Origin of the sequence: Microbacterium sp. UBA1612, assembly GCF_002321605.1 — a bacterium.
GTDB lineage: Bacteria > Actinomycetota > Actinomycetes > Actinomycetales > Microbacteriaceae > Microbacterium > Microbacterium luteum.
Genome location: NZ_DCMW01000015.1, coordinates 1 through 21322, shown reverse-complemented (window position 1 = coordinate 21322; position 21322 = coordinate 1). Strand labels below are relative to the sequence as shown.

Sequence of the window (21322 nt, the reverse complement as noted above, 5' to 3'; positions counted from 1 at the left end):
ACGGAGGTGGTGCGTCAGTCCGGCAGGGAGCCGGCCACGAGCTCACCACGGGCGACGACGGCCACGATGTTCTCGGTGGTCAGGGTGTCGATGTCCTCCCACGGGCGACCGCGGACGACGACGAAGTCGGCGCCGAGACCCGGGAGCAGGCGCCCGGTGGTCTTGCCCATGCGGATCGCGTCCGCGGCGTCGGAGGTTCCGGCACGCAGCGTGCGCTCGGCGCTCCAGGCGAAGCTGCGCGCCATGAGACGCATCTCTTCGAGCTGGTCGCCGAAGGCGATCATGACGCCGTTGGCGTCGGTTCCCAGCACGAAGCGCACACCCGCGGCGGCCGCCCCGACGAAGTTCGCGTCGCGCTCGGCGACGACCGCCTGCGCCTTCTCGCACGCCTCGTCGCTCACGGGGAAGCGACGTTCGGCGATCGCATCGTTGATGAGCAGGGTGGGGGCGACCGGGATGCTCCGCTCGATGAGGGTGTCCCAGTGCCGCTCCTCGATGCCGGTGCCGTGCTCGATGGAATCGACCTCGAATTTCAGCGCGAGGTCGATGCCCTCCGCGTTGTGCGCGTGCGCGGCGACGAGCATGCCGAGCGCGTGCGCCTCGTCGACGGTGGCCGCGATCTCGGCCTCGGTCTGGTTGCGCCACCCGACCTTGTCGCCGACGGAGAGCACGCCGCCGCTGGTGTAGATCTTGATTCCGTCGGTGCCCGAACGGGCCCACTGGCGCACGAGTTTGCGGCATTCGTCGGGCGAGTCCGCGGTCGGCGGACGATGCGGATAGAGGGGCGGCGTGAAGAGGTCGCCGTGTCCGGCGGTCATCCCCACCGGGCAGTGCACGCGGATGCGCGGACCCGGGATGAGCCCGGCCTCGAGAGCGCGCGCGGCGGCCAGCTGCACCGGCGACCCGCCGAGGTCGCACAGCGTGGTCACGCCCGCAGCAGCCGCGCGACGGGCGTGGGCGACGACGTGGAGCGACCGCTCCTCGGCAGGAGTGATCAGCGGCCAGGTCATCCAGTCGACCGATCCGGAACCGGCGTAGGCGTCGAAGTGCACGTGCGTGTCGACGAGGCCGGGGATCACGCTGTAGGAGGCGTCAGCCCCGGAGTCGGGCTCGCCCACGTCGGAGATCACGCCGCCCTGCCACGACAGAGAGCGCGCACCGCGGTCGGCGTCGCCGTCCCACAGTGAGATCGCTGCGATCCGCTTCTCCGTCTGCGCCACGCGGGGCCCCTCTCCTGCTGCCGTCCTTCGGCACACGAGTGGTCACACTACCCACTGAAGATCACGGAAAGATCAACAAGTTACGTCCCGAGACAGGTTTTACAGGTCGGAAACAAACAAAGAACGCTGATTTTGCGGCCGATGAGGAAAGCTGGGGGCATCCCGACCGACGATCTTGTCGATAAGTCGGGAGTCGAGAGGGGAACACGATGCGCACGGCAGCGCTGGAAACAGGGCGGCGGATCGCGGTCTCGCTCGAGCCGGGGGACGATGTCCTGGGGTCGATCGCGGACGCGTGCTCGCAGTACAGGATCGCACAGGGCGTCATCGTCACCCTCAGCGGAGCCTTCCGCGACGTCGAGCTCATCGCCGCGCAGACGCCGTCGGCCGACCCCGAGCCGCCCCTGCCGTCGAGCGTTCGCATCCCCTACACCGAGGGCATCGGCTCCGGAACGATCACCTCCGACGACGACGGACCAGCCGTGCACGTGCACCTCGCCGTCGGCCGCAAGGACTCCGGAGCACGCGGCTTCGCCGGACACGTGCTCGCAGCCGAAGCGCACTACGTCGTCGAGATCGTCATCGACGAGATCCTGCACCCCCGCATGACGCGCACCGCGACCCCGGCCGCCTTCGGCCTCGCGACCCTCGGCTTCGCTGCAGAGACGGAGGGATCACGATGACCACCTCGCTCCCTCTGCCCTCGTCCCATGGCGACCGTGCCGCGCTACGCGTGCAGCACGAGCTGCTGCGCTTCGTGCGCGAGGCCGCCGACAGCGGCGCCCCGCTGCCCGGAGAGCTCGAGCTGACCGCGCGCCTCGGCTGCACGCGCCAGCAGCTGCGCAACGCGATGTCGTCCCTCGAGGCGCAGGGCATCGTCAGGCGCCGCCAGGGGACCGTCACGACCGTCGATCCCGTGGCCCTGCGCCTCAGCGTGCGCCTCGAGGAGCAGTTCGAGCACACCGATCTGCTCGACCGCCTCGGTTACCGCGCCCGCGTCGAGGTGCTGAGCTCCGGAGCATCCACCCTGCCCCCGCAGGCCGCGGCCCTCATGGAGTACCCCGCAGCGATGCCGGCGATGTGCGCGCGCAAGCGGTGGCACGCCGACGATGCCATCGCGATGGTCGCCGACGACGTCGTGCCGCTGAAGGATGACACAGAGACGCGCGAGGGCGAGTCGATCTTCGACCTCGCCCGGCGCGTGTGGGGCGAGCCGGTGATCTGGGAGGTCAGCACGCCGGGCGTCGCCCTGCTCGATGTCGAGATGGCGTCGATCTTCGCGCTGCCGCCGGGCACGCCGGTCATGACCTTCGAGCTCGTCGGCGTCGGCGCGAGCGGACGCCGCCTGATGTACAGCCTCGAGTACCACAACCCCGCGATCGCGTCGTACTCCATCGTTCGCACCGTGCGTCCACCGTGGCACGGTGCCTGATCTACGACGCGGCGCCTGATCTACGACGCGGCGCCTGATCAACGACGCGGCGCCCGACCAGACGCGCACACGACGTGTCCTCTTGTAGACAAGTCGGGCCACCTGCTCGTCGACTGTGCACGCCACCGGCCGGAAAGTCAGGCAAGCATTTCCGTCGTGTTACATGTTCTCTCGCCGTGGGCTCTCACTTGTCAACAAGTGCTTCTTCTCGGCTAGGGTCGTCAGCGTTCCCCCGAAAGGTCGTCATGCTGCATCCGCTCTCCACCGCCCCCCGGATCGACGAACAGCAGATCCGAGCGCTGCCCAAGGCGGAAGTCCACGTGCACCTGGAGGGCACCTTCTCGCTGATCGACCTGCTCGCGCTCGCGAAGGAGAACGGCATCCCTCTCCCGGGTCCGGCAGCGACCATCTTCGACATCTCGACGCACGACGGATACACCGCTCCCGACGAGACCTCGGGAGGCGGATCCGGCGCCGGAGCGGCGGGCCTCACGGGCTTCCTCCGCTTCCTCGACTGGCAGTGCGGCCTCGTGCGCACGCCGCAGCAGGCCGCTCGCGTCGCCTACGCCTTCGCCGCCCGGCAGACGGCAGCCGGCGTGCGCTACAGCGACGTGATCGTGAACCCGACGCATTGGAATGCGTGGCGGGGCCGCGAAGGGGCCCTCCTGGCCGCACTCGCGGCCGGATTCGACGAGGCTGAGCAAGACGGTCTCTGCCGCGTGGGGATCGCGTACTCGCTCCTGCGCTCCCAGAGCGCGACGGAGGCCGAGGCGATCGTGACGGATCTGACGACCATCCGCCCACACCGGCTGGTCGCGCTGTCCGTCGACGGGGATGAGAAGGTCGCCGGTCGCACGGGCGAGAAGTTCCGCGGCGCGTTCGGGATCGCCGCGCGCGCAGGGCTCCACCGCACCGTTCACGCGGGGGAGTCGAGCGGCCCCGACGGCGTGTGGGACGCGCTCGATCTCCTGCAGGCCGAGCGCATCGACCACGGCGTGCGCGCCATCGAGGACGACGCCCTCCTCGCACGACTGATCGATGACCGCATCAGCCTCGGCGTCTGCCCCCGATCGAACGTGACGCTCGGCATCTACCCCGACTGGGCGTCGCATCCCATCCGGCGTCTCGTCGATGCCGGCGTGCTCGTCACCCTGAACACCGACGACCCCGCCCCGCTCGGCACGACCCTCGACGTCGATTGGGCCGTGACCGCCGACCGCTTCGGATTCGACCTCGCCGACATGGTCGGCTTCGCCCAGCGCTCGATCGACGCGTCCTTCGCCGACGTCGATCTCAAGCGTGATCTCACCACCGAGCTGCTGACCGTGAGCGCCGCACTCCGGTGACCCCGAGCCGGCTGTCGCCATCGTGTCGACCCCCCGCGACACGATGGCGGCAGTCTTCCCCTCAGACTGGATCAGGATGAGCCCCGAGACGAAAGCCCCCGGCACGAGAGCGGAGGAGAGATGACCGACAAGGCGGAGCTTCTTCCGACGACCGCCGAACTCCAGCGACTGCGCGAGGTCGCTGCCGGCCTCGAGGATCCCGATGTCATCGTGCGCGGAGGTCTCGTGCTCTCCCCGGGCACCGAGGAGTGGCTCGAACGCGACATCCTCATCGTGGGGCGGCACATCGCGGCGCTCACGCCGTGGGACCACGTCGCATCCGGCACGAGCGAGGTCGACGCGCGAGGCGCCTGGGTCGCGCCCGGCTTCATCGACGCGCACCTGCACGTCGAATACACCAACCTCACCCCCGGTCAGCTCGCCCGCGTGAGCGTTCCGCGTGGGACGACCACCGTGCTCACCGACCCCAACGCCGCAGCGAACGTCTGGGGCCCGGAGGGCATGGACTATCTGCTCACCACGCGCGCACCGTTCAACATCTTCCAGCAGGTCTCCCCCACCACGCCGGCCTCGACGACGCTCGAGCGCGGCGGCGTCGTCATCCCGGAACAGACCGTGCTCGACCGCCTGCACGACGACGTCACCGCGACTCTGGGTGAGGGCAACCCGTTCGACCTGGGCGAGGTGTCCACCGCCCGCTACCGCGAGGCGCTGATCGCCGGGCGCCGCATCACCGGCCACACCGCGGCGCAGACCCGCGAGTCACTCTGGAGCTACCTGGCCGCGGGGGTCGGCGACGATCACAACTCCGCCACCGTCGACGAAGCCCTCGAGCGCACCCGCCTCGGCGCGATGATCACCGTCATGGGCTCGTCTCTCGCCGACAACACCGTGCCGCTGTTCGCCGACCTCGACGCGATCGCGCCGGCGCTGCGACACATGTGCTTCTGCGCCGACGACAAGCACGCGCTCGATCTCAGCACCGAGGGTCACATCGACCACCACGTGCGCCAGGCGATCCGCTTCGGCGTCGATCCCGTGCTCGCCTACCGCATGGCCACCGCTCAGCCGGCGCATTACTACCGGCTCGACCAGGTGGTCGGACTCCTCGCACCGTCGCGCCTGGCCGACCTGCAGATCATCCCCGACCTCGCCGACGTGCGCCCGTCGACGGTGATGGTCGCCGGATCCGTCGTCGCTCGGAACGGGACCGCGAGCTTCGAGGTCGACGACGACGTTCCGGAATGGACGCGCGACAGCATCCGTCTGCCCGCGACCCTCGGCGCCGATCTGCTGCGGGTGAGCGCCGACGGGCCGCGCGCGCATGTTCGCGCGATGGAGATGTACAACGGATACTTCAAGCGCGCCTTCGACACGGAGCTCGCCGTCGAGGGCGGCAGTGTGCAGTGCGACACCGACACCGACGTGCTGAAGATCGCCGTGATCGACCGGCATCACGCCGAGCCGCTCGCCGGAGTCGGGTTCGTGCGCGGATTCGGCCTGCGCCGAGGAGCGATCGGCATCTCGATGAACTGCCCGAACATGAACATCGCCGTCGTCGGCGCCGACGATGCCTCCATGCTGCGCGCGGTGGAAGAAATCCGCGCCATGGGCGGTGGATTCGTCACCGTCGACGGTGACGAGGTCCTCGCCCGGGTGGAGCTGCCGGTCGGCGGCATGATGAGCGACGCCCCCTTCGAAGAGACCGCCGCGGCCCTCGCACACGCCCACGCCGTGACTGCGGAGCTGGGATGCCCGATCCCTTCGCCGTATATCATCCTGTCCTTCGTCGGCCTCTACGTCGTGCCCGATCTCGGCGTCACCGAACGCGGACTCGTCGACACCCGCACGCAGCAGTTCGTCGACGTGCTGCTCCCCGGTCCGGTCGACGCGTGCGGCCACGCCGACCCCGCACATCCTTGACCCGGAAGGATCCCCGATGCTCACCCGCCCCTCCCCCGTCGCCGTCCCCGCCGACGAGCAGCACTGGATCGACACCGTCACGACACTGGCGGCCGACTTCGCCGAGACCGTCGCCGAAGACGACACCGCAGCACGCCTTCCGATCGAGCACCTGCGCGCACTCGCCGACAGCGGCCTCGATGCCGCCTTCCTTCCCGTCAGCCACGGCGGTCAGGGGCTCTCCTACGCCACGCTGGGGCGCATCGTGCGGATCCTCGCCCGGTCCCATCCGGCCGTCGCCACGGTCTGGCTCATGCACATCGGTGCCGCGCATGCCCTGGTGACGGCCTCGCCCGACAAGGCCGCGGCATACTTCGCCGACGAGCTGCGCGCCGGCAGGCGCTTCGCCAACGCGCTCAGCGAGCCCGCCGGCGGCAACCACTTCCTGACCTCGCAGCAGGATGCGACGGCGACCGACGGCGGATGGAGCCTCACCGGCCGCAAGCTGTTCGTCTCCGGCTCGGAGGCCGCCGACCACCTGTTCCTCAACGCGCGCGTCGACGGAGGCCCCGCCTTCTTCGGGGTGACGATCGACGACACGGTTTCCTTCCCGCCGATCGACGAGACCATGGGCATGCGCGCGACCCGCAGCCGCACGATCGTCTTCGACGGCACGCCGCTGCCGGCCGCCCGCCGATGCGGTCCGCCCTCGCCCGAGTACGCCAACCTCATCACCGTCGGGTTCGCCTTCACCTCGCTCGGGATCGCCGAGTCCGCGCTCGACGAGCTGGCCGCAGCCGCCCGCCGGGCAAAGGGCGGCGCGGTGCTCGCCGACCAGCAGTGGGTCAAGCACGAGACCGGCATGGCATGGGCGCAGGTGACCGCCGCGCTCCTCATGGCAGAGCGCACCGCGTGGCTCGCAGACGAGAAGAACCCGGAGGCGATGGCCGCGGCGACCGAGACGAAGATGCTCGCCAACGAGGTGGCCAAGTCCACGGCGGCGCTCGCCTTGCGCATCGGTGGTGGCGGCGCCTATCTCGTGCGCTCGCCCATCCAGCGGATCGTGCGCGACGCGCAGGCCGGCGCGCTCATGGCCTACTCGGTGCCGTTCAGCCAGGAGGTCGTCGGCGCGGCGGCGCTCGCATCCGGAGCGTGACGCCGGGCACCGCGGAGGGCCGATGTCGGAGGGTCCGCGTAGCCTTGCGATGATGGCCACCAGACGCACCACCCAGACCGCCCCGTACCGGTGCACCGAGTGCGGGTGGACGACGATCAAGTGGGTCGGGCGGTGCGGCGAGTGCCAGCAGTGGGGCACCGTCGTCGAGGCCGCCGAGCAGACCGGCATCGTCCGCTCGGTCACCGCCGTCGCCCCGCCGCCGCAGCGAGCTGCGCGTCCGATCACCGACGTCGACACCCGCGACACACCCCGGCGCACGTCCGGCGTGGCGGAGTTCGATCGCGTTCTCGGCGGCGGAGTCGTTCCCGGTGCCGCCATTCTGCTCTCGGGCGAGCCGGGCGTCGGCAAATCGACGCTGCTCCTCGAGGTGGCGGCGCAGTCGGCCCGGGCCGGCCGACGCGTGCTCTACGCGAGCGGCGAGGAGTCCACGGCGCAGGTGCGCCTGCGCGCCGAGCGGACCGGCGCCCTCCACGACCAGCTCTACCTCGCGAGCGAGACCGACCTCGCGACGATCCTCGGACACATCGACGAGGTCTCCCCCGATCTGCTCATCGTCGACTCCGTGCAGACCGTCGCGTCGTCGCTGAGCGACGGGATGGCCGGTCATCCGTCGCAGGTGCGCGAGGTCGCGTCGACCCTGATCCGGGTCGCCAAGGAGCGGCACCTGCCGGTGATCGTCGTCGGTCACGTCACCAAAGACGGATCGATCGCCGGCCCCCGACTGCTCGAGCACCTCGTCGACGTCGTCTGCCACTTCGAGGGCGACCGGCAGACGTCGCTGCGATTCGTGCGCGCCCTGAAGAACCGTTTCGGTCCCACCGACGAGGTGGGATGCTTCGACATGACCGGGGAGGGCATCGAAGAGGTTCCCGACCCCAGCGCACTGTTCCTCGGACACGGCGATCCCGTGCCCGGCACGTGTGTGACGATCGCCCTCGAGGGCCGCCGCGCGCTGCCGGTCGAGGTGCAGGCGCTCACCATCGGCACGGCCGCACCGAACCCGCGCCGCGTGGTCAACGGCGTCGACGGCGCGCGCGTGGCGATGATCCTGGCCGTTCTCGAGAAGCGCGCCCGGCTTCCGCTCTCGCAGCACGACGTCTACGTCTCGACGGTGGGCGGGGTGCGCCTCGTCGAGCCCGCGGCAGACCTCGCCATCGCCGTGGCGATCGCCAACTCGTTGAAAGACCGTGCCCTCGCCCGCGGCACCGCCGCGATCGGAGAACTCACCCTGTCGGGCGAGATCCGGCCGGTCGCCCAAGCGGCCCAGCGCCGCACGGAGGCCACACGTCTGGGCTACACCACCGTCGTGGATGCCGAGCAGCGCACGGTCGCAGCGGCTCTCCGCACGATGGAACGGCACGCAGCGCCCGCGCCGGCAGAGCCGCCGCCGCGGTTCTGACCGCGTGCGTCAGGCGTCGAGGGCGGCGATCAGATCGGACGGCGAGGCCTGCATCGGATGCGGGCCCGCGATGTCGAGGAAGACCGTCGTGATCTCCTTCTCGTGCGCGGCGAGGAAGGCGCGCAGCCACTGCGGCGACTGCAGCGCCACACCGGGCGGCAGCGTCTCGGGCTTGTGGGCGGCGTCGCTGAACAGCAGAAGCGCGACGTCTGCCGTGTTGGGGTCGCGGTAGGTCCAGACCTCGCCGACATCGAGCGGATCATCACGATCGCCGACCGTCATGAGCGGCACGACCGTGGGGCCGTGCCGGAGGGCGAAGGCGACGGCCGCCATGTCCTGGGTCTGCAGCGCATCCGTCAGCTGGGTGTTGCGGAAGTCCACCGGCTCGGATGCCTTCGCGCGCTTCTTGCGTGACGCCATCGCTCCAGCGTAATCGGCGCCGGCAGCAGCCGGAAAAAAGGGGGGACGTGGGGACGAGGCGAACTGGGGGATCGACTCGGCCCCACGTCATGCTCACGACCGAGGCCGGAGCAGGCTTCGGGCCCGCTGGGTGATCCACTGGGAAGGATCAGCTGCTGGGGACAGTTCCAGACGTACACCGAAGCCTGTTCAGTCTAGCCCGCGCGCGGTAGTGTATCTGTCCCCTTTTCGGGGGACACGCTGATATATCGGCCGCCAGTTTCTTCCTCAGTACAGGAGGAAGTACGCGGGTTCCGTCGAGCCGATGCCGCCGATCTCGACGTCGAGGTAGTACGACGCGCCGCCGCCGGGCGCACCGGGTCGTCCGGCATCCGAGCAGGTGTCCACCGACGACCGCGTGCGGTCCCACTCCACCGGGGTGGAGCTCTCCACCGTCTGCCCCGCCTCCAGCAGCACCAGCATGTCGCTCGGCTCGCTCTGGCAGTCGGTCGACCGCCACCACGTGTCGGATCCGCTCGTGACGGTGAAGGCCTGCGCAGCGGTCCCGACGTTGAGCGTGCAGTCGGCGCCGTTGTTCGTCAGCCGGATCGACAGCAGCGGATTCTCCCCCGCAGCGTACTCGGACTTGTCGGTGACGGCCTCGACGGTCAGGTCGCGCGCGACGCACGGCGTGGCGGTCGGCGTCTCGGACTCCTCCGGCTCCGGGGTCTCCGCGGCCGGCGTGGTCACGGTCGTCGTCGGATCAGGTGTCGACGTCGGCGTCGCGGACGAAGCGGCCGGTGTCGGCGCCGGCGCCTCCTCGGATGCCGCCCACGCCTGCCACGGCTGTGCCACGAACAGCCACACCAGGCCGGCGACGATGAGCAGCGCGAGCAGCAGCACGGCCAGCCGCCGGCGACGATAGACCGCCGGTGAGTGTCGCCGCCTGCGCGGGGTGTCGCCGCTCATGCTCTCCAGGGTACGCACGCACGCCGTGCGAGCCCTGTGGGCGCGCCCAAGGGGTTTGCCGTCAGAGGTGCTTGAGCATCCGGGTGTTGCCGAGCGTATTGGGCTTCACGTGGGCGAGATCGAGGAACTCGGCGACTCCCTCGTCGGGGCTCCGGATCAGCTGCGAGTAGACATCGGGGTCGACTACCTGTTCGCCGATCACGTCGAACCCTCGACGGGAGAAGAACTCCACCTCGAACGTGAGGCAGAACAAGCGGGTGAGGCCGAGCTCACGCGCCTGCGTCTCGAGAGCGTCGACGATCGCCGTGCCGACCCCCTTGTGCAGCCACTCATCCGAGACGATGAGGGTGCGCACCTCGCCGAGCTCCTCCCACATGACGTGGAGGGCACCGCATCCGATCAGGTTGCCGTGCGCGTCCTCTGCCACGAAGAACTGCTGCACCGCCTCGTAGAGCACCACGAGGTCTTTCCCGAGCAGAATCCGCTTCTGGACGTACGGCTCGAGCATGGTCTGGATCGGCCGCACGTCACGGGTTCGGGCGGGACGCACGACGTAATCGGCCATCCCCCCACCTTACTTCGCGCGATCCGCATACGACGAAGGGCGGATGCGTCCGCCTCGACCGCACATCCTGGTCGAGGCGGAGCATCCGCCCTCGTTCGTCGTCAGTTGGAGGCGGCGATGTCCGGCGTCGCGGTGATCTCACCGGCGGTGCCGACACCGACGGCGACCTTCTCACCGCGAGGACCGTGCTCGAACTGGAAGACGCCGTTCTCGGCATCGACCTTCACGTGGTCACCGGGGTTGAGCTCGCCGTGCAGGATCTTCTCCGACAGGCGATCCTCGATCTCGTGCTGCATCGCACGGCGCAGCGGGCGGGCACCGAGTGCGGGGTCGAACCCCACCTCGATGAGACGCTCCTTCGCCGGCATCGACAGCTCGATCGTCATGTCGCGGTCGAGCAGGCGCTCGCTGAGACGCTTCGTGAACAGGTCGACGATCTGGATGAGCTCGTCGCGGTTCAGCTGCGGGAACACGATGATGTCGTCGACGCGGTTCAGGAACTCGGGCTTGAAGTGGCGCTTCAGCTCCTCGTTGACCTTCCCCTTCATGCGGTCGTACGACGTCGACGTGTCACCCTCGACCTGGAAGCCGACCGGGCCGCCGGCGATCGCCTGCGAACCGAGGTTCGTGGTCATGATGATGACGGTGTTCTTGAAGTCGACGATGCGACCCTGACCATCGGTCAGGCGACCTTCTTCGAGAATCTGCAGCAGCGAGTTGAAGATGTCGGGGTGGGCCTTCTCGATCTCATCGAAGAGCACGACCGAGAACGGCTTGCGGCGCACCTTCTCGGTGAGCTGCCCGCCCTCTTCGAAGCCGACGAAGCCGGGAGGGGCGCCGAACAGCCGCGAGACGGTGTGCTTCTCACCGAACTCCGACATGTCGAGGGAGATCAGCGCACCCTCGTCGTCGAAGAGGAACTCGGCGAGCGCCTTGGCGAGCTCGGTCTTTCCGACACCGGTGGGACCGGCGAAGATGAACGAGCCCGAGGGCCGCTTCGGGTCCTTCAGCCCTGCGCGCTGACGACGGATGGTCTTCGACAGCGCGGCGATGGCCTCTTCCTGGCCGATGACGCGCTGGTGCAACGCCTTCTCCATGAAGACCAGGCGGCTGGACTCCTCCTCGGTGAGCTTGAACACCGGGATGCCGGTCGCCTGCGCGAGCACCTCGGCGATCAGACCCTCGTCGACGACCGCGTGGCTCGCGACATCGCCGGAGCGCCACTGCTTCTCCAGGCGCAGGCGCTCGGCCAGCAGGGACTTCTCCTCGTCGCGCAGCGACGCGGCCTTCTCGAAGTCCTGCTCCTCGCTGGCGGTCTCCTTGTCTTCGCGGACCTTCGCGATCTTCTCGTCGAACTCGCGCAGCTCCGGCGGGCTCGACAGGATCGACAGGCGCAGGCGTGCTCCCGCCTCGTCGATCAGGTCGATGGCCTTGTCGGGCAGGAAGCGGTCGGCGATGTACCGGTCGGCGAGGTTCGCGGCGGCGACGATCGCGCCGTCCGTGATCTGCACCTTGTGGTGGGCCTCGTAGCGGTCGCGCAGCCCCTTCAGGATGTTGATGGCGTGCGGCAGAGCCGGCTCGTTCACCTGGATGGGCTGGAAGCGACGCTCGAGGGCGGCATCCTTCTCGAAGTGCTTGCGGTACTCGTCGAGCGTGGTCGCACCGATCGTCTGCAGCTCGCCACGGGCGAGGAGCGGCTTCAGGATGCTCGCGGCGTCGATCGCACCCTCGGCGGCTCCGGCACCGACGAGGGTGTGGATCTCGTCGATGAAGACGATGATGTCGCCGCGGGTGCGGATCTCCTTCGTGACCTTCTTCAGGCGCTCCTCGAAGTCACCGCGGTACCGCGATCCGGCGATGAGCGAGCCGAGGTCGAGCGAGTAGACCTGCTTGTCCTTCAGCGTCTCGGGCACATCCCCCTTCACGATCGCCTGGGCGAGGCCCTCGACGACGGCGGTCTTTCCCACACCGGGCTCGCCGATGAGGACGGGGTTGTTCTTCGAGCGGCGCGAGAGGATCTGCATGACCCGCTCGATCTCCTTCTCGCGCCCGATCACCGGGTCGAGCTTGTTGTCGCGCGCGGCCTGCGTGAGGTTGCGACCGAACTGGTCGAGCACCTGCGAGCCGCCTTGAGCACCGGACTGCGCCTGCTCGCCGCTGCCGGCGGCGACGCCGGCGGGCTCCTTGCCCTGGTATCCGCTGAGGAGCTGGATGACCTGCTGGCGCACCTTGTTCAGGTCGGCGCCGAGCTTGACGAGCACCTGTGCGGCGACGCCCTCGCCCTCGCGGATGAGTCCGAGCAGGATGTGCTCGGTGCCGATGTAGTTGTGGCCGAGCTGGAGCGCCTCGCGCAGGCTCAGCTCGAGCACCTTCTTCGCGCGCGGCGTGAAGGGGATGTGGCCGGTGGGCTGCTGCTGCCCCTGGCCGATGATGTCCTGCACCTGCTCGCGCACGGCGTCGAGCGAGATGCCCAGGGACTCGAGCGCCTTCGCGGCGACGCCCTCCCCCTCGTGGATCAGACCGAGCAGGATGTGCTCGGTGCCGATGTAGTTGTGGTTGAGCATCTTCGCCTCTTCTTGGGCGAGCACAACCACGCGACGGGCACGGTCGGTGAATCTCTCGAACATCGTTCACTCCCTCGGCGCTTGGGGTGCAGGTCGCACTGCTGCGCGATACATCGAGGTTAGCCAGCGGGGGGATGCCACGGGCCGCTGTTCGCCAGGGGCATATCCGGTGCCCGTCCCGCGCGCCACGCCTCGCCCCTCCGCACTCCGCGCGCGACGCCTCGCCCCTCCGCACTCCATCGCTCCGCAGTCACAATCTGCGGGCCTGCCGCCGCGCGACCCGCAACTCCTGACTGCCGAGCAGCGCCCGGATTCGCTCCGCAGTCGCGAAGTGCGGGTCTGCGGCGTCAGGACCCGCAGATTGTGACTGCGGAGCGGACGGGTCAGATGGTGCGCGAACGGATGGCGCGCCGCACGCGCTCGACGAACGCACGCGGCTCCGCGAAGACGTCGCGCTTCGTGACCCGGATGACGACCCACCCGAGCTCGGCCAGACGCTCGTGCCGCCGGATGTCGCGCGCCCACTGCTCCGGGTCGCGCAGATGATGCTCCCCCTCGTACTCGATGGCGATCTTGAGCGTCGGGTACGCCAGGTCGACGCAGGCCACGAAGAGTCCCAGAGGATCGAAGACGTCCACGTTCAGCCCCGGCTCGGGAAGGTGCGCGTCGATCAAGAGCAGGCGGCACCGCGTCTCCATCCGCGACGCCGACCGCGTGCGCACCCGCTCCAGGGCTTCTCGCAGCGCGGGTCCTCCGACGCGGCGTCCCGCCTGCACCGCCGCGCGCAGGTGTTCGAGAGTGGCGAGGGGTGGCGGGTCGCCGTCGAACATCGGCTCCCGCACGGTCGCGTCTCCCGCGGCGACCAGATCATGTCCATCGAACAGCACACTCCCGAGCATCGCCCACGTGCTCGCCGGCGACGCGAGCCGAACGTTCAACATCGGATGCACGACGACATGGGCCAACGACGCCCTCACCTGGTGCCCGGCGACACCCGCATGCCTCGGATGCCGGAGCGGCGCGAAGACGCCGACATCCAGCGCACGGAGGTGCAGTTCGGGGTCGATCAGCGCGGATCCCGGCAGGGGTAACCCCCACAGCACCGCCGCCGTGACGTGGCTGAAGAACTGGGTGTCGGGCATCGTCCGCGCAAGCAGGAGGGCGCGAGCCTGCATTTCGTCAACAGCGGCGGCCGCGGTCGGGCTCAGGTCTGTCCCGCGGACGTCGGGGTCCTTCGCGCCGACCGACACCGAGGTGCGCAGTCCGCGGTACGGGCGATGAAGGTCGGCGGCACGCAGTCGCGACGGGGACACACCGATGTCGCGCGCGTGCGCCACGGTGAAGGTCGATCCGAGCCCGGCGGGAAGCGGCGAGCGGTGCATGCCACGAGCGTGGCACTTCGCGTCGCGGCCAGCGTCAGCATCCACCTGAGCTGTGGAAGCAGCATCCACGAACCGCCCTGTGAACGATGGGTGGTCGGCGCCGATTCGGCCACTCGCCGCCCCGGCCGGCCGTCCCGCTGGTCTCACCGCTCGGCCGGCTTCACAGCTCCGCAGTCACTTCCTGCGGGTGCCAATCCCGAAGACCCACAGGTTACGACTGCGGAGCAGGGGCTCCCCCGCTCAGCAGTCACAAAGTGCGGGTGTGACCGCGAGTAATTCGCAGAAGGTGACTGCGGAGCGGGCACGGGGCGACCGCCGGAGCGGGCCGGGGCGAGGCGGATGCGGGTCACCGCCGGTGGGGACGGCCGCGGATGCGGGTCACCGCCGGTGGGGACGGCCGCGGACCGGGGTCAGCGGGAGCCGGCGATGGGGATGCGCACCGCGTCGTACTCGTCGCCGGCGAGCACTGCCTCGACGCGCTCGTCGGCGTCGTCATCCAGACCCTCCACGGCGATCACCGAAACCCGCGGACCGAAGTCGGCCGTGCAGACCTGGTCGGCGGGGAGCGGATCGATCGTGACGGTCACCTCGGTGGGGGTCGTCGCGACGGCTCCCGAGATGAGCGGCGGGCAGGTGGATGAACCCCACGTCAGCAGCAGGAAGATCTCCGCGGTGGCCCAGCCGGCGCTGGGAGCGGCCTCGTCGAGCCCGCCGCCCTTGCCGTCGAGTGTGGCATCGCCGGCGATCTCGGTCTGCCCGCGGTACGAACCGGTCACGACCACCTCGAGGTCATCGGCCGGGTCGACCCCCTCCGGGAGCGACACGTAGGTGGCGCGCGCCACGAGGTCCCGCGTGCAGACGACCCCGTGGGGATCGGTGAGCTCGACGGTCACCACTCCGTCGTCGTACGACGGGTCGCCCGCCGTGGGAAGGCACGTGGAGCTGCCGAAGGTGAGGATGCCGACGGCGCTGCCGTCGTCGAGCCACGCGGCGTCGATCTCGGCGTCGAGGCTCTCCGCGTCGTCGGTCGAGGGCACGGGCACCGGGGTCACCGCCGGCGCCGCTGCGCCGCCGCACCCGGCGATGAGGACCGACGAGACGGTCAGCGCGAGGGCGGCGACGGCAAGGCGAGCACGGAGCATGAGGTCATCTTGCTCCGTGTCCCCGAACGATCGCGACACGTCTGGTCACAGCGGAATAACGAAATCTGCCCGTGGCGTCACTGCAGCGCCGAGGTGAGGCGCGCGAGGTTGTCCAGGACGGTGGAGCGCAGCGGCTGCTTCTCCCACTCGTCGCGGGTGAGCTCCCGGCTGAGCGAACGGTACTCGGCCTCGACCTCGCGCATCTCGGTGATGAACTCCTCACCGCGCACCAGCATCGAGATCTCCATGTTCAGACCGAACGAGCGCATGTCCATGTTGCTCGACCCGATCACGGCGACCTCGTCGTCGACCGTCATCGACTTCGAGTGCAGGATGAACGGCTTGCGGTACATCCAGATCTTCACCCCCGCCTTCAGCAGCACTTCGTAGTAGCTGCGCTGCGCGTGGTAGACCATCGCCTGGTCGCCCTCCTCGGAGACGAACAGCTGCACCTCGACGCCGCGGTGGCACGCGCTCGTGATGGCCAGGAGCATCGCCTCGTCGGGAACGAAGTAGGGGCTCACGATGATGAGCTTGCGCTGGGCGGCGTACATGAGGGCGGCGAACAGGCGCAGGTTGTTCTCGAAACGGAAGCCGGGACCGGAGGGCACGATCTGGCAGTCGAGGTCGCCGGGACCGGCCTTCAGCTCGTCGAGGTCGGTCTCGGTGTAGAGCACCTCCTGCGTCTCGGCGTACCAGTCGCTGAGGAACACCGCGTTGATCGACGCGACGACGGGACCTTCCAGGCGCACCATCAGGTCGACCCAGTGCAGGCCGCGTCGGATGTTCTTCTTCAGGTTGTAGGTCGAATCGGTCACGTTCTGCGAACCCATGAACGCCACGAGACCGTCGACGACCAGGAGCTTGCGGTGGTTCCGCAGATCGGGTCGCTGATACTTGCCCTTCAGCGGCTGGACCGGGAGCATCAGCTGCCAGTCGGCGCCCATGTCGCGCAGACGCTTCAGCGTCTTCTTGTAGAACGGCTTGCCGCGGTTGGCCCAGTGGTCCAGGAGCACGCGCACGGTGATGCCGCGCGCGCACGCCTCTTCGAGCGCGCGGAACAGGTTGTCCGTCGCGTCGTCGGACTGCAGGATGTAGAACTCGACGTGCACGTAGCGCTGCGCCCCGCGAACGGCGTCGGCCATCGCATCCAGGCTGGCCTGATAGTCCGAGATCAGGTGCGCGTCGTTGTCCCCCGACAGCGGCATCGCCCCGAGGTTGCGGTTGAGGGTGACCAGCGAGGTGAACCAGTCCGGCGCATTCGGACGCAGACTCCCGAAGTCGAGCGCCTCGCTGGATTCCCGGATGTACGCGTTGATGTCGTCCTGCATCTTGCGTCGCTTGCGGGGGAGGCGGGGATTGCCGATCACGAGGAAGAGCAGCACCCCGACGAACGGGATGAAGTAGATCGCCAGCAACCAGGCGAGGGCCGAGGTCGGACGCCGATTGCGCGGAATGACGATGATCGCGGTGATGCGGATGATGAGGTCCACGACGAAGAGCGTCACGACCCACCAGCTGGGCGGGGTGAACACGAAGGTGACGGCATCCTCGGCCACGGTGGTGTCCCCCTGACTGGCCCGCATCGCGATCGACGGGCGCGTTGCGTCCAGGCTATCGGGACGCGGTGTCAGTTCCCGGACGCGGGAGCCTGGGGTGCCGGCGGCAGCCCGCGACGGGCACGCTCCTTCGCCTCGAGTCGCGCGTAGGCGCGGCGCTCGTTGCGGTCGGCGCGGATCATGCTGCGGATGACCCAGAAGAACAGGAGGCTGACGACGAGGGTGGGCAGGATCGCCCATGCGGCCGCGAGCCAGAAGTCATCCACCCCTCCAGGATACGCGCCCTGTCGCGGGCTTCGCTGGGAGCCGGCGTCCTGCCCCCGACGAGCCTGTGGACAACGTCGAGTTCCCCCATCGCGCCGATCTCGTCCCCACGGCCGCGATCGCGCGATGACGGTGGATCCATGACCTCGATCGTGAAGGCCGCCAACGCGGCGCAGTTCCTCGCCCTCGTCCCTCGGCTGGCCGGATATCAGCCCACCGAGAGCCTCGTCCTCGTGCCGTTCGTGGGCACCCGCACCACCGGCGTCATGCGCGTGGACCTCCCCGTCGGCGCGGACGCCGACGAGGTCGACCGCTGCGCGGCGACCTTCCTCGGCATGATCTGCCGCCTGCCCGAGGTCGACGGGTTCGCGGCGATCGTCTACACCGCCGCGAGCTATCGCGACGGGATGCCGCACCGCGCGCTGCTCGAGGCGCTCGCCGTGCGGGCCGACGCGGCCGGGCTCCGGGTGAGCGACGCCCTGTGCGTCGCCGCGGACGGATGGGGCTCCACGCTGGACCCGGAGTCCCCCGACGCCGGCTGGAATCTGGATGAGATCGAGCGGGGCGCGGAGGCGATGCCCGAGCTTCCCGCGCCGACCGGAGATCAGGCATCCGGCGCGACGCTCCCCGCACCCGATCTCGCCACCAAGGAGCGCGTCGCGCGCGCTCTGACGCAGCTGGACGCGGCGATCCGGGCCGTTCTCGGCACCCCGACGAAGGAGCGCATCGATCCGCGGGCGGTGGCCGCCATCGGCGCGCTCGACGACGTCCCCTCCCTGTTCGAGGAGGTCGTCGAGACGGAGGCCGACACCGCCGCCGAGTTCGACCTCGCGCTGCTGACGTGGTGCCTGTCGCGCCCGGCGCTGCGCGACGTGGCCCTCGTGCAGTGGTGCGGAACGCTCCTCGACGGTGATGACGCGCTCGATGCGCAGGCGCGGTGGGAGAACGGCGAGGCGTATCCGCCCGACATCGCCCGGCGCATGTGGGGAGAAGGCCCGATGCCCGATGTCGAACGTCTGAACCGCGCGCTGGATGCGGCGCGCGCGGCAGCCGCGGCGGCTCCGCGAGCGCGCCGCGCCGGGGCCCTCGCGACCTGCGCGTGGCTGTCGTGGGCGTTGGGGCGCTCCACGCACGCAGCGGCCTTCGCCGAGATGGCGTTCGCGATCGAACCGGACCACGGCCTGGCGGGCATCGTCCTGACGATGGTGAACGCCGGACACCTTCCGGAGTGGGCGTTCCACCGGCCGCGTCCGGGCGAGCCGACCGGAGACCGGGGCCCGGACCCTACTTGACCAGCGGGAAGAGGATGGTCTCGCGGATGCCGAGGCCGGTGATGGCCATGAGAAGCCGATCGATCCCCATGCCCATACCGCCCGACGGCGGCATCCCGTGCTCGAGGGCCCGCAGGAACTCCTCGTCGATGCGCATGGCCTCCACATCGCCCTGCGCGGCGAGCTTCGCCTGCTCGGTGAAGCGCTCGCGCTGGATCACCGGGTCGACGAGCTCGGAGTACCCCGTGGCCAGCTCGAAGCCGCGCACGTACAGGTCCCACTTCTCCACGACGCCCGGAATGCTGCGGTGTTCGCGCACAAGGGGGCTGGTGTCCAGCGGGAAGTCCATGACGAAGGTCGGCCGCTCGAGCCCGCCCTTGACGAAGTGCTCCCACAGCTCCTCGACGAGCTTGCCGGGGATCGCGTGGGAGGGCACCTCGACCTCGAAGCGCTCCGCGATCGCGATCAGCGGCTCCAGCGGGGTCTGCGGGTCGATCCTCGGCGCGGCACCGTCGGTCCACGCCTCGGCGAGGGCCGCGTTGAGCGAGTCGTACATCGAGATGCGGTCCCACTCCCCGCCGAGGTCGTAGACGGTGCCGTCGGCCCACGTCACCTCGGTGGTCCCCGCCACGGCGACCGCCGCATCCTGGATGAGGGTCTGCGTCAGATCGGCGATGCCCCGATAGTCGCTGTAGGCCTCGTAGGCCTCGAGCATCGCGAACTCCGGGCTGTGGGTGGAATCGGCGCCCTCGTTGCGGAAGTTGCGGTTGATCTCGTAGACGCGGTCGATGCCCCCGACGACGGCGCGCTTGAGGTAGAGCTCCGGCGCGATCCGCAGGTAGAGATCGGCGTCGAACGCATTGGAGTGGGTCACGAAGGGGCGGGCGGATGCGCCACCGTGCTGCACCTGCAGCATCGGCGTCTCGACCTCGACGAAGCCGCGCTCGGTGAACGTCTGGCGCAGGCTCTGATTGACCTTCGCGCGGGCGAGCACGGTCTCGCGCGCACGGTCGCGCACGATGAGGTCGAGGAACCGGCTGCGCACGCGGCTCTCCTCGCTGAGGTCGCTGTGCAGGTTCGGCAGCGGCAGCACGGCCTTGGATGCGATGCGCCACTCGGAGACCATGATCGACAGTTCGCCGCGACGCGAGGAGATGACCTCTCCCGAGACGAAGACGTGGTCGCCGAGGTCGACCAGTTCCTTCCAGGCCGCCAGCGACTCCTCGCCGACGTTCGCCAGCGACACCATCGCCTGGATGCGGCTGCCGTCGCCGGACTGCAGCGAGGCGAAGCAGAGCTTGCCGGTGTTCCGGCTGAAGACCACGCGGCCGGCGACCGCGGCCACGGTGCCCGTCTCGGCGCCCGCCTCGAGGTCGCCGTAGCGCGCCCGCAGCGCCGGGATCGTGTCCGTGACGGGCACGCTCACCGGGTAGGCGCCGCCGGCGGCGTCGGCGCGATCGGCAATGAGGCGTTCGCGCTTGGCCAGCCGCACCGCCCGCTGCTCGAAGGTGTCGTCGGCGGACTGCTCGGCCGCGTCTTCGGGCGCAGCGGACGTGTCTGTCATGTCGGGGGGCTCCTCGCGAAAGTCGCCGCCCAGTCTAGCCGCGGCGACGGAACGCGCCGGGTGGAGTCACCCGATGTAGATCTCGACGTTGTCGATGAAGCGGTGGCCGGCCACCGTGGCCGCGATCAGCGCGAGCGCCGGCCCCGCGTGCCCCTCGTCGACGGGCAGGAACGTGGCCGGGTCGACGACGTTGAGGTACTCGAGGGCGATGCGCGGTTCGCCCATGAGGGCGCCCTGCGCCGCCGCGATGCACGCGTCGACGCCGCGGTCCGCGTTGGCGGCCGCCGCCTCCAGCGCGAGGGGGAGCTTCGCCGCCGCCGCGAGGTCGGCGTCATCGAGCAGCGCCACGCGCGAGGACACGGGCAGCCCGCCGCCGTCGCGCACGATGTCGACCGTGACGACGTCGATGTCGAGGAAGAAGTCGCGGATCATCCGCTCGACGAGGAACACCCGCTGCCGGTCGCGGCGCCCGTAGACGGCCACATCCGGTCGCACGAGGGAGAACAGCTTCGCCTCGACGGTGAGCAGCCCGTCGAAGTAGTACGGACGAGAGCGCCCCTCGTAGCGCAGCCCCAGGTCGCCGGCGGAGACCTTCGTCGTCGAGGAGAGGTCGGCGAACATCTCGGCGGTCGTCGGGGCAAACGCGATGTCGACGCCGAGCTCGTCGAGCATCGCCCGGTCCGCCTCCGGGGTGCGCGGGTACGCCTGCGCATCGGCGGCCGTGCGGAACCGCAGCGGGTTCAGGAACATCGAGACGACGACGATGTCGGCCGCCTCGCGTGCGGCGCGGATGAGGTCGCGGTGGCCGTCGTGCAGTGCCCCGATCGTCGAGAGGAGGGCGACCGTCGACGCTGGGCCCTCTGCTCGCAGCTCGGCGAGCCGGGTGCGGAGCCCCGCGGTGGTGCTGATCATCCGATGATCGTATCGACCCGCGGGGGCCGGACCCGACCGCGTCAGACCGCGGTGTGGTCGACGAGGGCCTGATCGACCGTCGTGTGCACGAGACCCGACAGATAGCGCCCCGGATCGGCGACCCCCGCCTCGGCCAGCAGGGCCGCCGCCTGAGCGACGATCGATCGCGAGAAGGTGGTCGCCGTCGCGATCGCCTCGGCATAGGCGGGGCGCGCCGCCTCGGACACCACGACCGGCTCGCAGCCGAGCTCCACG

Annotated in this window: 19 protein-coding genes; 7 read left to right on the top strand and 12 right to left on the bottom strand. The window is 69.8% G+C overall.

All coding sequences use genetic code 11. The annotated features are described in order from the left end of the window. Positions 1 to 14 precede the first annotated feature (14 nt). Positions 15 to 1220 carry an amidohydrolase family protein gene (locus B3S45_RS06360; RefSeq protein ID WP_286718150.1) on the bottom strand — a complete coding sequence of 402 codons (1206 nt, stop codon included), beginning with the start codon at positions 1218 to 1220 and terminating at the stop codon, positions 15 to 17. Between the two features lie 209 nt (positions 1221 to 1429). Here B3S45_RS06360 and B3S45_RS06355 point away from each other — a divergent pair, with 209 nt between their 5' ends. The 6 genes from B3S45_RS06355 to radA all read left to right on the top strand — a co-directional run bounded on the left by B3S45_RS06355 (position 1430) and on the right by radA (position 8476). After that, positions 1430 to 1903, top strand: coding sequence for a PPC domain-containing DNA-binding protein (locus tag B3S45_RS06355; protein WP_071045113.1), 474 nt, complete (start codon positions 1430 to 1432; stop codon positions 1901 to 1903). Further along, a complete protein-coding gene (locus B3S45_RS06350) occupies positions 1900 to 2652 on the top strand; it encodes a GntR family transcriptional regulator (protein ID WP_194384392.1) in 753 nt (250 codons plus the stop codon). The genes B3S45_RS06355 and B3S45_RS06350 overlap by 4 nt, the downstream gene beginning before the upstream one ends. 245 nt (positions 2653 to 2897) lie before the next feature. After that, complete coding sequence (gene add / locus B3S45_RS06345; protein ID WP_194384391.1) at positions 2898 to 3998, top strand: adenosine deaminase; 1101 nt, start codon at positions 2898 to 2900, stop codon at positions 3996 to 3998. 120 nt (positions 3999 to 4118) lie between these two features. Next, a complete protein-coding gene (locus tag B3S45_RS06340; RefSeq protein ID WP_286718147.1) occupies positions 4119 to 5921 on the top strand; it encodes an adenine deaminase C-terminal domain-containing protein in 1803 nt (600 codons plus the stop codon). A gap of 16 nt (positions 5922 to 5937) precedes the next feature. Further along, on the top strand, positions 5938 to 7056 hold the full coding sequence (locus B3S45_RS06335; protein WP_286718145.1) for an acyl-CoA dehydrogenase family protein: 1119 nt from the start codon (positions 5938 to 5940) through the stop codon (positions 7054 to 7056). A gap of 52 nt (positions 7057 to 7108) precedes the next feature. Beyond that, positions 7109 to 8476, top strand: coding sequence for a DNA repair protein RadA (gene radA / locus B3S45_RS06330; protein WP_194384388.1), 1368 nt, complete (start codon positions 7109 to 7111; stop codon positions 8474 to 8476). Between the two features lie 9 nt (positions 8477 to 8485). Here the strand turns inward: radA and B3S45_RS06325 are convergent, their stop codons facing one another. From B3S45_RS06325 to B3S45_RS06290, 8 genes are all read right to left on the bottom strand, one after another. Next, the gene (locus B3S45_RS06325; protein WP_071045119.1) at positions 8486 to 8896 is read right to left on the bottom strand and encodes a dehydrogenase; all 411 of its coding nucleotides are present in this window, start codon (positions 8894 to 8896) and stop codon (positions 8486 to 8488) included. Between the two features lie 267 nt (positions 8897 to 9163). Continuing rightward, positions 9164 to 9844: a hypothetical protein gene (locus B3S45_RS06320; protein WP_176759436.1), complete on the bottom strand. Its 681-nt coding sequence runs from the start codon at positions 9842 to 9844 to the stop codon at positions 9164 to 9166. Positions 9845 to 9905: 61 nt separating this feature from the next. After that, positions 9906 to 10409 (bottom strand): amino-acid N-acetyltransferase, encoded by a 504-nt coding sequence (locus B3S45_RS06315; protein ID WP_071045120.1) that lies wholly within the window; start codon positions 10407 to 10409, stop codon positions 9906 to 9908. A gap of 101 nt (positions 10410 to 10510) precedes the next feature. Beyond that, entirely contained in the window at positions 10511 to 13036 is a 2526-nt protein-coding gene (locus tag B3S45_RS06310) for an ATP-dependent Clp protease ATP-binding subunit (protein WP_071045121.1), read from the bottom strand. A 320-nt stretch (positions 13037 to 13356) separates the two neighbouring features. Continuing rightward, a complete protein-coding gene (locus B3S45_RS06305; RefSeq protein WP_194384387.1) occupies positions 13357 to 14355 on the bottom strand; it encodes an endonuclease domain-containing protein in 999 nt (332 codons plus the stop codon). A 410-nt stretch (positions 14356 to 14765) separates the two neighbouring features. Beyond that, the gene (locus tag B3S45_RS06300) at positions 14766 to 15497 is read right to left on the bottom strand and encodes a hypothetical protein (RefSeq protein ID WP_286718143.1); all 732 of its coding nucleotides are present in this window, start codon (positions 15495 to 15497) and stop codon (positions 14766 to 14768) included. Positions 15498 to 15574: 77 nt separating this feature from the next. Continuing rightward, positions 15575 to 17083: a cardiolipin synthase gene (cls, locus tag B3S45_RS06295; protein WP_194384385.1), complete on the bottom strand. Its 1509-nt coding sequence runs from the start codon at positions 17081 to 17083 to the stop codon at positions 15575 to 15577. Positions 17084 to 17127: 44 nt separating this feature from the next. Continuing rightward, a complete protein-coding gene (locus tag B3S45_RS06290; protein ID WP_286718138.1) occupies positions 17128 to 17322 on the bottom strand; it encodes a hypothetical protein in 195 nt (64 codons plus the stop codon). 138 nt (positions 17323 to 17460) lie between these two features. Between B3S45_RS06290 and B3S45_RS06285 the strand changes: the two genes are divergently transcribed. Next, complete coding sequence (locus tag B3S45_RS06285; protein WP_286718136.1) at positions 17461 to 18612, top strand: DUF4192 family protein; 1152 nt, start codon at positions 17461 to 17463, stop codon at positions 18610 to 18612. Here the strand turns inward: B3S45_RS06285 and lysS are convergent. The 3 genes from lysS to B3S45_RS06270 form a co-directional block, all read right to left on the bottom strand. Beyond that, positions 18605 to 20155 carry a lysine--tRNA ligase gene (lysS, locus tag B3S45_RS06280; protein WP_286718135.1) on the bottom strand — a complete coding sequence of 517 codons (1551 nt, stop codon included), beginning with the start codon at positions 20153 to 20155 and terminating at the stop codon, positions 18605 to 18607. The two genes, B3S45_RS06285 and lysS, sit on opposite strands and share 8 nt — an antisense overlap. A gap of 66 nt (positions 20156 to 20221) precedes the next feature. Next, on the bottom strand, positions 20222 to 21067 hold the full coding sequence (locus tag B3S45_RS06275; protein WP_286718133.1) for a 4-phosphopantoate--beta-alanine ligase: 846 nt from the start codon (positions 21065 to 21067) through the stop codon (positions 20222 to 20224). Positions 21068 to 21108: 41 nt separating this feature from the next. After that, positions 21109 to 21322: DUF2520 domain-containing protein (locus tag B3S45_RS06270; RefSeq protein ID WP_286718131.1), on the bottom strand; the 214-nt coding region annotated here is incomplete at its 5' end.